The organism is Okibacterium endophyticum, from assembly GCF_054780075.1.
This window is the reverse complement of the sequence record NZ_BAAGXA010000004.1, coordinates 173,099-187,116: the sequence shown is the minus strand read 5'-3', so window position 1 is coordinate 187,116 and position 14,018 is coordinate 173,099. Positions and strand designations below refer to the sequence as shown.

11 protein-coding genes are annotated in these 14,018 nt (G+C 66.4%); 7 read left to right on the top strand and 4 right to left on the bottom strand.

Translation table 11 applies throughout. From position 1 onward, the window contains the following. Nucleotides 1–165 precede the first annotated feature (165 nt). The gene (locus tag ACYVF5_RS03285; protein WP_460943300.1) at nt 166–1,602 is read left to right on the top strand and encodes an NAD(P)H-quinone dehydrogenase; all 1,437 of its coding nucleotides are present in this window, start codon (nt 166–168) and stop codon (nt 1,600–1,602) included. Between the two features lie 195 nt (nt 1,603–1,797). Continuing rightward, on the top strand, nt 1,798–2,760 hold the full coding sequence (locus tag ACYVF5_RS03280) for a type IV toxin-antitoxin system AbiEi family antitoxin domain-containing protein (protein WP_460943298.1): 963 nt from the start codon (nt 1,798–1,800) through the stop codon (nt 2,758–2,760). A 188-nt stretch (nt 2,761–2,948) separates the two neighbouring features. Here the strand turns inward: ACYVF5_RS03280 and ACYVF5_RS03275 are convergent, their stop codons facing one another. Together ACYVF5_RS03275 and ACYVF5_RS03270 are read right to left on the bottom strand one after the other, a co-directional pair. Beyond that, on the bottom strand, nt 2,949–4,715 hold the full coding sequence (locus ACYVF5_RS03275; RefSeq protein ID WP_460943296.1) for an acetyl/propionyl/methylcrotonyl-CoA carboxylase subunit alpha: 1,767 nt from the start codon (nt 4,713–4,715) through the stop codon (nt 2,949–2,951). Nucleotides 4,716–4,831: 116 nt separating this feature from the next. Next, nucleotides 4,832–5,482, bottom strand: coding sequence for a Maf family protein (locus tag ACYVF5_RS03270; RefSeq protein WP_460943294.1), 651 nt, complete (start codon nt 5,480–5,482; stop codon nt 4,832–4,834). A 189-nt stretch (nt 5,483–5,671) separates the two neighbouring features. Between ACYVF5_RS03270 and ACYVF5_RS03265 the strand changes: the two genes are divergently transcribed. Genes ACYVF5_RS03265 through ACYVF5_RS03245 form a run of 5 tightly spaced genes read left to right on the top strand, consistent with a single transcriptional unit; the run spans nt 5,672 to nt 11,602 of the window. Further along, nucleotides 5,672–6,943, top strand: a complete 1,272-nt coding sequence (locus ACYVF5_RS03265; RefSeq protein ID WP_460943292.1) for a class I SAM-dependent RNA methyltransferase — start codon at nt 5,672–5,674, stop codon at nt 6,941–6,943. A gap of 26 nt (nt 6,944–6,969) precedes the next feature. Next, entirely contained in the window at nt 6,970–7,626 is a 657-nt protein-coding gene (locus ACYVF5_RS03260) for a response regulator (RefSeq protein WP_460943290.1), read from the top strand. Further along, a complete protein-coding gene (locus ACYVF5_RS03255) occupies nt 7,616–8,857 on the top strand; it encodes a sensor histidine kinase (protein WP_460943288.1) in 1,242 nt (413 codons plus the stop codon). The genes ACYVF5_RS03260 and ACYVF5_RS03255 overlap by 11 nt, the downstream gene beginning before the upstream one ends. Then, nucleotides 8,854–9,858 (top strand): hypothetical protein, encoded by a 1,005-nt coding sequence (locus tag ACYVF5_RS03250; protein ID WP_460943286.1) that lies wholly within the window; start codon nt 8,854–8,856, stop codon nt 9,856–9,858. The genes ACYVF5_RS03255 and ACYVF5_RS03250 overlap by 4 nt, the downstream gene beginning before the upstream one ends. A gap of 46 nt (nt 9,859–9,904) precedes the next feature. Further along, nucleotides 9,905–11,602: a CocE/NonD family hydrolase gene (locus ACYVF5_RS03245; RefSeq protein ID WP_460943284.1), complete on the top strand. Its 1,698-nt coding sequence runs from the start codon at nt 9,905–9,907 to the stop codon at nt 11,600–11,602. A gap of 339 nt (nt 11,603–11,941) precedes the next feature. Here the strand turns inward: ACYVF5_RS03245 and ACYVF5_RS03240 are convergent, their stop codons facing one another. Together ACYVF5_RS03240 and ACYVF5_RS03235 are read right to left on the bottom strand one after the other, a co-directional pair. Next, entirely contained in the window at nt 11,942–12,277 is a 336-nt protein-coding gene (locus ACYVF5_RS03240) for an acyl-CoA carboxylase epsilon subunit (protein ID WP_460943282.1), read from the bottom strand. Then, complete coding sequence (locus ACYVF5_RS03235) at nt 12,274–13,908, bottom strand: acyl-CoA carboxylase subunit beta (protein ID WP_460943281.1); 1,635 nt, start codon at nt 13,906–13,908, stop codon at nt 12,274–12,276. The genes ACYVF5_RS03240 and ACYVF5_RS03235 overlap by 4 nt, the downstream gene beginning before the upstream one ends. Nucleotides 13,909–14,018: the final 110 nt, after the last annotated feature.

The following is a 14,018-nucleotide window of genomic DNA, read 5'->3' as shown; positions in this document are numbered from 1 at the left end:
ACCATGGTGTGCGGTGTGCGGTGTGCGATCGGCTTCGTGCTTCGTGCTTCGTGCTGCGTGCTTCGTGCTGCGTGCCGCTGGTGTCTGTTGTGCTGTGTCGCCGGCTTGTGACGGATGCCGCTGGTTGGTTTGGTCGCGCCCTCCGCAGCCTGAGAGAATGGGGTAATGGCCTATGAGTTTGAGCGCAAGCAGCGGATCGCGATTCTGGGCGGCGGACCGGGTGGCTACGAGGCGGCGCTCGCGGGGGCTCAGCTCGGGGCAGACGTCACCGTCGTCGAGCGCTCGGGCATCGGCGGCTCGGCTGTCATCACTGACGTTGTGCCCTCTAAGAGCCTGATCGCCACGGCGGAAGCCGCTCTCGCGGTTCAGGCCTCGAGCGAGCTGGGTGTGCAGTTCTACAGCCGCGGCGACTCGGGAAAACCCGTTCGCCCGGAGGTCACCGTGAACCTCGCGGCCGTGAACAAACGGCTGCTCGGGCTTGCCAGGCAGCAGTCAGAAGACATGCGCAAGAACCTCACAGAGCTCGGGGTTCGGCTCATCACGGGTGAGGGCAGGCTCGACGGCCCCGACGCCATCATCGTGTCGACGGAGCAGGGTGGCGGAGGAACCGATTTCGACCGCATCGAGGCAGACACAGTTGTGGTCTCTGTCGGCGCGAGCCCGCGGATTCTGCCCACGGCGCAGCCAGACGGTGAACGCATTCTCACATGGACCCAGCTCTACAACCTGAAGGCGATTCCCGACCATCTCATCGTCGTCGGTTCCGGTGTGACCGGTGCCGAGTTCGCCTCTGCCTACCGTGCGCTTGGCGCCCAGGTCACGCTGATCTCGAGTCGCGACCAGGTGCTGCCCGGCGAAGATGCCGATGCGGCCGCTGTCATCGAGAACGTGTTCACGCGCAACGGCATGACGGTTCTCTCGACGTCGCGCGCGCAGAAGGTGGAGCGCACAGAGGACGGAGTCGTGGCGACGCTCTCAGACGGGCGCGAGGTCACCGGAAGCCACTGCCTGATCGCCGTCGGCTCGGTTCCGAACACGGCGAATATCGGTCTTGAAGAGGCCGGCATCCAGCTGACCGATTCCGGTCATATCCGCGTGAATCGTGTGGCGCGGACGTCTGTGCCGAACATCTATGCCGCCGGTGACTGCACGACCTTCATGCCGCTGGCATCCGTCGCCTCGATGCAGGGGCGCACGGCGATCTTCCACGCGCTGGGTGATGCGGTGAGCCCGATCGAGTTGCGCAACGTGGCGGCGAACATCTTCACGCAGCCTGAGATCGCGACAGTCGGGTGGACGCAGAAGCAGATCGAAGACGGAATCGCTCAGGGTGACATCTACAAACTGGCCCTCGAATCGAACCCGCGGGCCAAGATGATCGGCATCAAAGACGGCTTCGTCAAGGTGTTCGCGCGCACGGGCTCCGGCACGGTGATCGGCGCTGTTGTGGTGGCTCCGAAGGCGAGTGAGCTGATCTTTCCGCTCACCCTCGCGGTGGAGCACAGGCTCACTGTCGACCAGATCGCCCGGGCGTTCTCGGTGTACCCCTCGCTCAGCGGGAGCATCACCGATGCGGCGAAGGCCATGCACATCGTCCTCTGACACCCTCCGCACCCGCACCCTCTCATCACGCGCTACACCTTTTGTGACGCGCTACCCGAGCTAGGGGCGCGCGTCACAAAAGGTGTAGCGCGTGCTCGTCGAGGTGGTTCTGCACAGGGCGACGACTGTCGGGCGGATGTCCACATCGTGCGGCCGCTCACACCCTGTGGCTCGCGAAGGCACCACCCTGGCGGTATGACTTTTGTGAGTGACGGCAGCGCATTCATCCGTCGACGAGAGGTCGCTGCACGCGGGATTGCCGACTATCGACTTCAAACCCGCGTCAAACGCGGTGAGATCGTGCGCGTGGTCACCGGCGCCTATCTGAACACCGCGGATTGGCGTGCTCTCGTCGAGATGGAACAACACCGGATGCGCGTGCTCGCCACGAGCGAGAGGGTGCGGTCAGGCGTTGTGTACTCGCACTTCGCTGCCGCGGCGCTCTGGGGCATCCGCCTTCTCGGTCGATGGCCTCGGTTGGTCGATGTCACGCTGGACCGAGCGTCTGGCGGGCGCAGCACGGGCGGACTCCGTCGCCGATGCACAGGGCTCGACGGCGTCGAGGTCACAACAGTCGACGGGCTCACCGTGACGACTCCCGCCCAGACGGCAGTGGACCTCGCGCGCGTGCTGCCGTTTGCCGATGCTGTGGTTGCCCTGGACTCGGCGCAGTGGTCGAGACGTCGACCCGTGCTCGCGCAGCGAGACGAGATTCTGTTTCTCATCGAGAGAGCGCGTGGAAAACGCGGGTACCGTCGCGTGCGTGCTGCTGCTGAGTTCTCGACATCGCTCTCTGACTCGCCGGCGGAGTCGGAGAGCCGCGTTCAGCTGCATCTTCTGGGTTTTCCGGAGCCGGTGTTGCAGAAACGTTTTCTGACCCCGGGCGGCAAGGAGTACTTCACGGATTTCTACTGGGAGGAGTGTGACCACATCGGTGAGGCGGATGGGCGTTCGAAGTACCGTGACCCGCTGTTTCTGCACGGTCGCACCCCGGAACAGGCCGTGATCGACGAGAAGAATCGCGAGAACGAGCTGCGCAGGTTGGTGACGGGGTTCTCGCGGTGGGAGCCACGGGATCTTCACCCTCCCAGCAGGCTGTACGACATCCTCATCGGCGACGGACTGCCGTCGGCGCGGCCCAGACCGTGGGCGCGCTGACTTTTCTGCGGGAGCAGCTGAGCCGTCGCTGCCACGCGCCACACCTTTTGTGACGCGCTACCCGAGATAGGGGCGCGCGTCACAAAAAGTGTGGCGCGTGAAGCGAATCGCGAGGGTGAGAGGAGAGGAGAGGAGAGGAGAGGAGAGGAGAGGAGAGGAGAGGAGAGCGAGGGGGGAGGCGCGCCGCCTCAGCCGCTGATCGTCAGCAGCTGGTGCCCCGAAGACACGGTTGTGCCGACGGTTGCGTTGATGTCGCCGACCGTGCCGTCTTTGTGCGCGGTGATCGGCTGCTCCATCTTCATCGCCTCGAGCACGACCACCAGATCGCCCTTCACCACGTGCTGACCGTCCTGCACAGCGATCTTGACGATCGTCGCCTGCATCGGCGACGACACTGAGTCGCCGGTCGACGTCACAACGGTTCCCGCTCCAGAGGAGCCGCGCCTCGGAGCAGGGGGCAGCGCCCGCCCGCTTCCCCCGCCGGGAAGCACACTGGTCGGAAGGCTGACCTCGATGCGCTTGCCCTCGACCTCGACGACGACGTTGTGCCGAGCGGCCGGCGGCTTTCCGGTCTCTGGCTCTCCGGTCCACGGTTCGATGTCATTCACGAACTCGGTCTCGATCCAGCGGGTGTACACACCGAACTCACCGTTCTCTGCGGTGAACGCCGGGTCACGAACGATCTTGCGGTGGAACGGCAGAACGGTCGGCAATCCGGCGATCTCGAACTCGTCGAGAGCACGACGGCTTCTGGCCAGTGCCTCTTCGCGCGTGCGACCGGTGACGATGATCTTGCCGAGCAGCGAGTCGAAGGCCCCCGAGATCTCATCGCCGGCGGTCACACCGGAGTCGAGACGGATGCCGGGGCCGCCGAAGGTCTTGAACACGTGGATCGGGCCCGGCTGGGGCAAGAAGTTGCGTCCGGGATCTTCACCGTTGATGCGGAACTCGATCGAGTGCCCCATCGGCTCGGGGTCGTCGTAGTCGAGCACGCCGCCCTCGGCGAGCCTGAACTGCTCGCGTACGAGGTCGATGCCCGTGATCTCTTCAGAGACAGGATGCTCCACCTGAAGGCGGGTGTTCACCTCGAGGAATGAGACGGTTCCGTCTCGGCCGATGAGGAACTCGCAGGTTCCCGCGCCGACGTAGCCGACGGCCTTGAGTATCGCCTTCGATGCGCGGTAGAGCTCGGTGTTCTGCTCGTCGGTGAGGAACGGCGCAGGGGCTTCTTCGACGAGCTTCTGGTGCCGGCGCTGCAGCGAGCAGTCGCGCGTCGAGACGACAACGACGTTGCCGTGGGCATCCGCCAGGCACTGGGTCTCGACGTGGCGAGGCTGGTCGAGGTACTTCTCGACGAAGCACTCGCCGCGGCCGAAGGCGGCGACGGCTTCTCGGGTGGCCGACTCGAAGAGCTCCGCGACCTCGGCGCGGTCCCTCGCCACCTTGAGGCCGCGCCCACCGCCGCCGAATGCGGCCTTGATCGCGACAGGAAGACCGTGCTCATCGACGAACGCGAGCACTTCGTCTGCGCCAGAGACCGGGTTGATGGTGCCAGGCGCCAGTGGTGCGCCGACCTGCTCGGCGACATGGCGTGCAGAGACCTTGTCTCCGAGTTTCTCTATCGCCTCTGGTGACGGTCCGATCCAGATCAGCCCCGCGTCCGATACGGCGCGAGCGAAATCGGCGTTCTCGGCGAGGAAGCCGTAGCCGGGGTGGACGGCATCCGCACCTGAGCGACGCGCGACCGAGAGGATCTTGTCGATGACGAGGTAGGTCTCGGCGCTCGTCGCACCGTCGAGGGAGTAGGCCTCATCTGCGAGTGTGGTGTGCAGGGCATCGCGGTCCTGGTCCGCGTAGACCGCTACCGACGCGATTCCGCTGTCGCGGGCCGCGCGGATCACTCGAACCGCGATCTCGCCCCTGTTGGCAATCAGAACCTTCGTTATGCGTGGCACAGTTCTCTAGCCTACGGGCAGGCCACCTGTCCCTTTTGGACGACTCAAACAAAAATGAGTCGAAAACCAGCACGGATGCCTACAAGCAGCACCGGTGACCGTCCGGTTCTCGCGGGCTACAGCGCTCCCCGGCCGCGGTTCCACAGCGAGGGCCAGAACACCCCGAGCTCGGCGAACGAGCGTCGCAGCGCCGGAAGCGAGAGCCCCACGACGGTGGACGGGTCGCCGTCGACGTGGGTGATGAACGGGGCGCCGAGGCTGTCGATCGTGAAGGCGCCGGCCACCTTGAGCGGTTCCCCGGAATCGACGTATGCGTCGAGCTCGTCGTCTGCGATGTCGGCTGCGAACGTGACGCTTGCCGTCGCGACGGCTCCGACCGCCGGGCCGGGCGTTCCGCCGCGATGGTCGATGACCCAGTGCCCTGAGTGCAGCTCGCCGGTGCGCCCGCGCTGAATCTGCCAGCGTTCCCTGGCCACCTCGGGCAGGTGCGGCTTGCCGTAGATCACCCCGTCGAGCAGGAACGCCGAGTCACCGCCGATGATGAATCCGTCCAGGGGTTCGCCGTCGACCCGGTGTGCTCGCACGGCCTCTGCCTTCATCCTCGCGAGAAGCAGCACCATGTCCCGTGCAGACAGCTGGCCGTTCTGCTCGGCGTCTCGCACAGCGGCGTCTTCGTCGACGTCGCTCGGCACGATCACCGGTTCGATCCCGCTCGATCGCAGCAGCATCAGCCGCGCGGGGGAGGTGGAGGCGAGGTAGACGGTCACGGGATGTTGCAGGCCTTTCTCTGTGGAGCGAAGTCGCGATCGAGGAGGGGGCAGAGGCGTGTTCGCGGGCTCCGATTCACCTGTTTCGGACGTTCTCACCGCGCACAGCGGGTGAGAACGTCCGAAACAGGTGAATCGACGGAGAATCCCGCACGTCCACGCCCTGCTGTTTCGTGTCATGCTCGAGAGGTGAATGCACACCCCGAAACCCCCTCAGATGACGCAGAAGAGGTCGTCGAACTCGACATCACCAACGTAGCCCACGGCGGCATCAGCGTGGCCAGGCTCGAGGGCCGTGTGGTCTTCGTCTCTGACACGCTTCCGGGTGAACGGGTGAGAGCTCGCATCGTCGAACGCAGCAAAAAGAGCTTCTGGCGTGCAGAGACCCTCGAGGTGCTGGACGCATCGCCGCATCGCCGTCCGCACGTCTGGGCCGCGGCATCCGTTGACCGCGACCCCGTCGACCGCGCGGGCGGCGCGGAGTTCGGGCACATCGAGCTCGGTCACCAGCGCGAGCTCAAGCGGCAGGTGCTCGCCGACTCTCTGCAGCGCTTCGGCGGTGTGCCCCAGGAGCACGCAGACGGCGTGTCGGTCGAGGCGGCGCCGGGCGACGACGAGGCCGATGGGCTGGCGTGGCGCACTCGCGTCGCCCTGCACGTCGACGTCGACGGCCACATCGGCCCGTTCGCCGCCCGAAGCCATCGCGTCATCCGGGTAGACGATCTGCCCCTCGCGACGGGTGCCGCGGCGTCGGCGGCACCGCTCGAGCAGGTGTTCCCCGGTGCAGAGGGCGTGGATGTCGTGGCGCCGAGTGTCGGCGGGGCACGCGTCGTCGTGCGCGGTGAGTCGCGCAAGGCCGGACCGCCGCTCGTCGAACGGGTGGGCTCGCGTGAGTTCCGCCTCGACGAGGGCGGCTTCTGGCAGGTGCACCGCCTGGCGGCGGAGACGCTGACGGATGCCGTCACGTCGGCGATCGACGAGGCGAGGTTCGACCCGCGTGCGCCGAACCTCGATCTGTATGGCGGTGTCGGCCTGTTCGCTGCCGCCGTCGGCGATCGTTTCGGACCGGGAACACGCATCACGAGCGTCGAGTCCTCTGAGCGCGCCACGGACCACGCGTCAGAGAACCTTGCCGAGTGGATCGGCGCACGGGCGGTGACCGCGCGCGTCGATGCCTATCTGCGCACACTCGAGCAGCAGTCCGGCCGGGCGGAACGGGCGCGGATCGGTGCGGCGACGGTGGTGCTCGACCCGCCGCGCGCGGGCGCGGGCAGACAGGTCGTCGACCGCCTGGGCGCGCTCGCACCCGCGCAGATCGTGTATGTCGCGTGCGACCCCGTCGCGTTGTCGAGGGATGTCGGACTCTTCGCCGGCCAGGGCTACGAACTGCGCTCACTTCGCGCCTTCGACCTGTTCCCGCACACACATCATCTCGAAGCCGTTGCCCTGTTGACCAGGTGAGACCACCCTGCCGATACGATGATCCCGTGGTGCGTGTCGGGATAATCGATGATCATGAGTCCGTCAGACTCGGACTGACGGCTGTCCTCACCGCGGCCGGGCACACGATCGTGCAGAGTGTGTCGAGTGTGAGCACCTTTCTCGAGGGGCGCAACGGCGAGCCATGCGACGTTGTTGTGCTTGACCTGTCGCTCGGAGACGGATCGTCGATCACCGACAACGTGAAGGCCGTGCAGAACGCCGGCAGCCGTGTGCTCATCCACTCGATCGCCGACCGGGTGCCCGCGGTTCGCCAGGCGCTCGCCGCGGGCGCGGCGGGCGTGATCCCGAAGTCGGCGCCCACAGATGACGTGGTCGCGGCGATCGAGACGGTTGCGTCCGGTGACCCGCTCAACAATCTGGAGTGGGCGAGCGCGATCGATGCGGATGGCGAGTTCAGCACGGTGCAGCTCGGTCGTCGTGAACGTGACGTGCTTCACCTGTATGCGTCCGGGCTGCCCATGAAGGATGTCGCCGTGCAGCTCGGGATCGCCCCGTCGACGGTCAAGGAGCACCTCGGCCGCATCCGCACAAAATATGTGGAGGTCGGCAGACCGGCCCCCACCAAGGTCGACCTTCTGCGTCGGGCGATGGAAGACGGGATTCTGCCGAACCTCGACCGCGGCGGCCAGGATGGTCGATAGCCCCGCACCGGCGCCGCCGATCTTCGAGACGAGTCAGCGGCACTTCGGCGCTGAGCGCGTTGAAGAGATGTTCTCGCTGGCGATCAGCGTGATAGCTTTCGTTTTCGGGTTGCAGACCATCGCGTTCGCGATCGGAACGGAGCCGCTGTTCGTCGATGGCGATCGGACCTGGCTGGTGGTCGTGGTGATGCTCTCGCTGGCCGTAGTCATCGGGACGGGGGCGGTTCCGCGTCTGCAGCGCGTCTCGAACATCGGTTTCGCGCTCATCTATCTGGCCGCGATGCTTCTGTGGCCGGTCGTATCCGGGGGTGCTGATGCTGCGCTCCCGACCGAGCCGTGGCTCTGGTACCTGAACTCGGTCGCGTGCGCGTGTGCCGCGCAGGCGCTCTCGACGGCGCTGGCCGTTGTGTATGCGGTGGTCGCTCCCATCACGTATGGCATCGTGCGCACCATCGGCCCCGACGGTGTCTTCCTGAACGTCGACATCGGCATCTTCGACGCATCGTATGCGTTGATGATGGGGCTGATCGTCGTCTCGCTCGGGGTGGTCTTCAGGAGCGCGGCATCGCGCGTCGACGAAGCCCGTGCGTCTGCCCTCGCCCGATACAACGAAGCAGCCCGCGGGCATGCGAACCAGGCGGAGCGCGTCGAGGTGGATGCCATCCTTCACGACACCGTGCTCGCCGCCCTGCAGGCTGCAGAGCGTGCGGCGTCGCCCGAGCAGGCGCGGGTCGCCGTCGACATGGCGCGGGATGCCGTCGGGCGGCTCGCCAGTGTCGACGGTGCCGCACGGACGTCGGGCCCGGTGATGTCGACCGAGCGCCTGCTCGAGTCGCTCTCACGCTTCGCCGAGTCGCTCGACAGGCACTTTCGTGTCACGCGGACCGGTGAGCACGACCGCGAGCTGCCCTGGGCGGTGGGAGAGAGCCTGTACCTGGCCGCCGTGCAGGCGATGGCGAACAGCGTTCAGCATGCCGACGGCGAGGACAGACGCGAGGTGGACCGAGAGGTGATCCTGCGGCTCGACGAGCCGGGTGTGATCGACCTGAACATCGTCGACGACGGCGTCGGCTTCGAGCGTGATGCCGTCGACCCGTCTCGGCTCGGCCTTCGGGTGTCGATCGTCGAGCGGGTGACATCCGTCGGAGGGACGGCAGACATTCTCACAAAACCGGCAGAGGGCACGCGGATCAGGATCGTCTGGCCGTCGCAGGCGGTGCGCCCGCTATGATCCCCCTGAACCGGTACACGATCGTCGCCCTCGCGGCGCTCTTCTCCGTGTATCACACGGTGAGGGGCGTTCTCACGCTCGACAGGGCCGATTCTCCCTGGCCGAGCGTTGTGGCGATCGTGGTCTACCTGGTGGCCACCGGGTGTGCGCTGTGGCCTGTTTCTCCCACGAAAGTGCCGTTGTGGGTCGGAGTCGTCGGCCTGGTGGCGTCGATAGCGGTCCCTCTTCTCGTCACGAGTCAGCTCGACCCTGCCGTCAACAACGGCTATGCGACCTGGCACGTCGCCAGCGTGGGCACTCTGCTCACCATTCTCGCCGTGAGGGGGCACGCGCTCCTCGCCTGGGTCGGAGTCGGCTTTCTGCTGATTCAGACCATCGTGTGGGGCGGACCCATCGTCTCGGTCGAGGTCGGCGTCACGGGCAGCGTGATGTGGGTGGCGGTGGCGAACGTGCTCACCCGGTCGCTCGCGCGGCTCGCAAAAGACGCCGACCAGCTCGCAGACGCTGAGCGCAGGGCCGCGCAGTGGCAGGCGTCTCAGCACGCACACGAGAACGAGCGCCGAATCCGCCTCGCGCAGACCAGCCGGCTCGCGCAGCCCATGCTCCGCAAGATCGTTCTCGAGGGCGGTGAGCTCGGCGAGGCCGAGCGCTCTGAAGCCCGGGTGCTCGAAGCCAGCCTGCGCGATGAGATCCGTGGGCGTGAGCTTCTGAACGACGACGTGCGTGCGAGTGTGCTTGCGGCACGTCGACGTGGTGCAACCGTGTCGCTCCTCGACGAGGGAACCATCGACGATCTCGATCAGGCGGACCGCGATCGTGTGCTCGGCACAGTGGCTCAGTCGATCGCCGAGAGCACCGCTGAGCGTCTGATCGTGAGGACCGCTCCCGCGGACGGAGCGGTGGCCGTCACCGTCGTCGGTCTCACGCCGTCGACGGATGCAGCAGAGCCGGGTGACACGGTGACCCTTTGGCTCGAGATCCCTCGGTCGGTCGGCCGATGAGAGCCGTCCGGATCGAGGCGTCCGCCCGCACCGCGTGGAGGACCGGATGAGCATCGATCGCCCGTGGAAACGGCCGGGAGCACTCCGCTATGCACGGGAGCGGGTCCGCGGCATCCTTCGACCCCCGGTGACCGTCACGCCGAGCCCCGGCGAGATGGTCAAAGACGTCGACGTCGCCGTGCGGATGCGTGACGGCGTTGTGCTCCGTGTGAACGTCTACCGCCCGGCAGGTGACGGCCCGTTCCCCGTGCTGATGTCCGCTCACCCCTACGGCAAAGACGCAGCGCTCCCGCAGCGCACTCGACGGGGCTGGCGGGCGAGCTTTCAATACCGGATCCTGCGTCAGCCGACACCCGTCACCTTCTCGGACGAGACCGGGTGGGAAGCCCCGGACCCCGCATGGTGGACCGCGCGTGGTTATGCCGTTGTGAACGCCGATCTGCGTGGCGCGGGCACGTCGGACGGCACCGGCACGCTGATGTCCGAGCAGGAGGGCACAGACGTGTACGACCTGATCGAGTGGGCGGGCGCAGAGCCCTGGTCGACGGGGAGTGTCGGTATGCTCGGCGTCTCGTACCTCGCGATGTCCCAGTATCGGGCCGCCGCACTGCATCCGCCGTCGCTCAAGGCGATCTGCCCCTGGGAAGGCTTCAGCGACGCCTACCGCGACCTGTTCGCCCCCGGCGGCATCCCGGAGCGGGGGTTCTCGCGCATCTGGCAGCTTATGATGAAACGAAAAGTCCGGCTGACCGAAGACCTCGCGACGAGGCGCAGACAGCATCCGCTCAGGGACGAGTGGTGGCAGTCGCTGGTTCCGGACGCGTCCGAGATCGACGTGCCGATGTTGATCTGCACCAGCTTCTCAGACAACAACCTGCACAGCCGAGGCTCGTTCCGCCTGTTCCAGCGGGCCGGGTCTGCGGAGCGATTCGCCTGGACACATCGGGCGGGCAAATGGTCGACCTTCTACAGTGACGAGGCTCTGAGCGCGCAACTCGGCTTCTTCGAACGGTACCTTCGCCTGCAGGACACCCCGGTGCCGGCCCGTGTCAGGCTGGAGGTGCGCGAGCGCGGAGACAGGGTCTTCGAGGTGCGCGACGAGAGCGAGTGGCCCCTGGCGCGCACCGAGTGGACGAAGCTCTATCTGCACACAGGCGGCGTCCTGTCGGGTCGGCCGCAGACGCGCACGGGAACCGCGCGGTTTCGAACACGCCGTCACGGGCTGCGATTCGACCGTGTCTTCGATGCGGACACCGAGCTGACCGGACCGATGAGCCTCGACCTCTGGGTATCGGCAGAGGGAGCGGACGACGTCAACCTCTTCGTGGGCGTGGAGAAGTGGAGGGGCCGGGAGTATGTGCCGTTCGAGGGAGCATACGGTTACGGACGTGATCGGATCACAAGCGGCTGGCAACGAGTGTCGCTGAGGGGACTCGATCCGGTGCTGAGCACACCGCAGGAGCCGGTGCACACCTTCAGCAGGGCTGAGCCCATCGCCGGCGGCGAGATCGTGAACGTTCGTGTCGCCCTCGGGCCGTCGTCGACGTTCTTTCGCGCGGGCGAGAGCCTTCGCCTGGTCGTCGCGGGGCGTCCTCTCTCGTCGCGTAATCCTCTCACGGGTCATTTCCCCGCCTGGTACGAGCCGAGCAGGCCGTCGACGTGCACACTGCACTGGGGGCCTGGCGAACCCGCTGCGCTTCTGGTCCCGGTGATTCCCGGCATCGGGAGCGGCCGGCGGTCGTGAACGGGCCCCGCATTCGGTGATCGCTGCAATCCGGGGCGTTCTGCCGATGACGCCCGATAGCCCTCACCCGTTCACGGGTTATAGGCCCGTTCACGTTCGTGCGCACCCGGCAACGGAAGAGGGGCCGATTATCAGAAACCGGCCCCTCGTAACCCCGGGTCGGAGCAGTAACCCGAATAATGCTCCAACCCGCCCCCAAGATGCTTGCCCCTTACCCTAGTCGAGCAAGCACCTGGATGTAGCTCTCAGAACGAGAGTCACCTACATCTATATTGTGGGGGGTCGATCGGATTATTACTAGTCGGCTCTTTGGGGGACAAACCCGTACTCGTTCTGTGGTCACGCCCAGCTCGAGAACCGGCCGGCACCGGGTTCGAGAGGTGTTCGCAGCCGGCGCCTGCTGCGCTGCCAGGCCGACTCTGCGGCCTGCGGAACGGCATCCTGCGCCCCGGCCTGCTCGACCAGCGCGGCGGTGAGCACGGCCGTCACCGCGGCGATGTCGCCGGCGGACGGCGACCCGTTGACGACACGCACGGCGATCTGTGCTCCGTCGGAGCCGAGGGGGATGCCCTCGGCGACGAAGGTGTTGTGCGGCGCGTGTGCCGCCCCCTCTCGCCCGGCAGCATGCCTGACCGCGCGGCGCGAGGGCACGGGTGGCTGTGTCGAACCGGTCACAGCGGAATGTTCCCGTGTTTCTTCGGCGGCAGCGACGCGCGCTTTCCCACGAGCGATCGCAGCGCCTTGAGCACGGCGACCCGCGTCGCGGCGGGTTCGATCACACCGTCGAGCTCGCCGCGTTCCGCCGCGAGGAACGGGCTGGCGACGTTGTACGTGTATTCGTTCGCGAGGCGAGTGCGCACGGCTGCGACGTCCTCGCCGGCTTCCTCTGCTCGCCTGATCTCACCGCGGTACAGGATGTTCACGGCGCCCTGTCCGCCCATCACGGCGATCTCGGCCGTCGGCCAGGCGAGGTTGATGTCTGCACCGAGCTGCTTCGAGCCCATCACGATGTAGGCGCCGCCATAGGCTTTGCGCAGGATGACCGTGACCAGCGGAACAGTCGCCTCTGCGTAGGCATAGAGAAGTTTCGCGCCGCGGCGGATCACCCCTGTCCACTCCTGGTCGGTGCCAGGAAGGTAGCCGGGCACGTCGACGAGGGTGAGGATGGGGATCGAGAACGCGTCGCAGAACCGCACGAAACGGGATGCCTTCTCGCCGGCCTCGATGTTGAGGGTTCCGGCCATCTGCTGCGGCTGGTTCGCGATGATTCCGACCGACTTGCCCTCGACGCGCGCGAAGCCGATGACGATGTTCGGGGCGAAGAGCGGCTGCACCTCGAGGAACTCGCCGTGGTCGACGATGTGCTCGATGACCGCCTTGACGTCGTAGGGCTGATTGGGGGAGTCGGGGATGAGCGTGTTGAGCTTGCGGTCCGCGTCTGTGATCTCGAGCTCGACCTCGCTCATATAGACGGGCGAGTCCGCGAGGTTGTTGTCCGGCAGGTAGCTCACCAGCGTGCGGGCATAGTCGAGGGCATCGGTCTCGTCACTCGCGAGGTAGTGCGCGACGCCGGAGCGGGTGTTGTGGGTGAGGCCTCCGCCCAGCTCCTCCATGCCGACGTCCTCACCCGTGACGGTTTTGATGACATCCGGCCCCGTGACGAACATCTGGCTGGTCTTGTCGACCATGATCACGAAGTCGGTCAACGCGGGGGAGTAGACCGCGCCGCCCGCCGCCGGGCCCATGATGATGGAGATCTGCGGGATGACGCCGGATGCCGCCGTGTTGCGGCGGAAGATCTCGCCGTACTTGCCCAGGGCGACGACACCCTCCTGGATGCGGGCGCCGCCGGAGTCGAGCATGCCGATGATCGGGACACCCGTTTTGAGCGCGTGGTCCATGATCTTGATGATCTTCTCGCCGGCGACCTCGCCGAGGGAGCCTCCGAAGATCGTGAAGTCCTGTGCGTACACGGCGATCTGCCTGCCGTGGATGGTGCCCGTTCCGATGACGACGGCATCGCCGTATGGACGCGACCTGTCCATGCCGAAGGCCGTGGTGCGGTGACGCACGAACTCGTCGAGCTCCACGAAGCTGCCGGGGTCGAGCAGTCGCTCGATCCTCTCGCGTGCGGTGAGCTTGCCCTTCGCGTGCTGTTTCGCGATCGCGGCCTCACCGGAAGCGGTGACGGCTTCGTGGTAGCGCTGCTTGAGATCGGCGAGCTTGCCGGCTGTGGTGTACAGGTCTGGCGCTGACTGCTGGTCTGCGCCGGGGTCGAGCGGGGGATCGAGCTTGTCTTCGGTCACGCGCTTCACTCTATCCCCCGAAGGCTTGCCCGGACTGTTGACGGATTCCTACAAGTTGACGGTGTTTTCTGTCTTGACGTCGACAAGCATCACCGCATCGTACGCTGGAC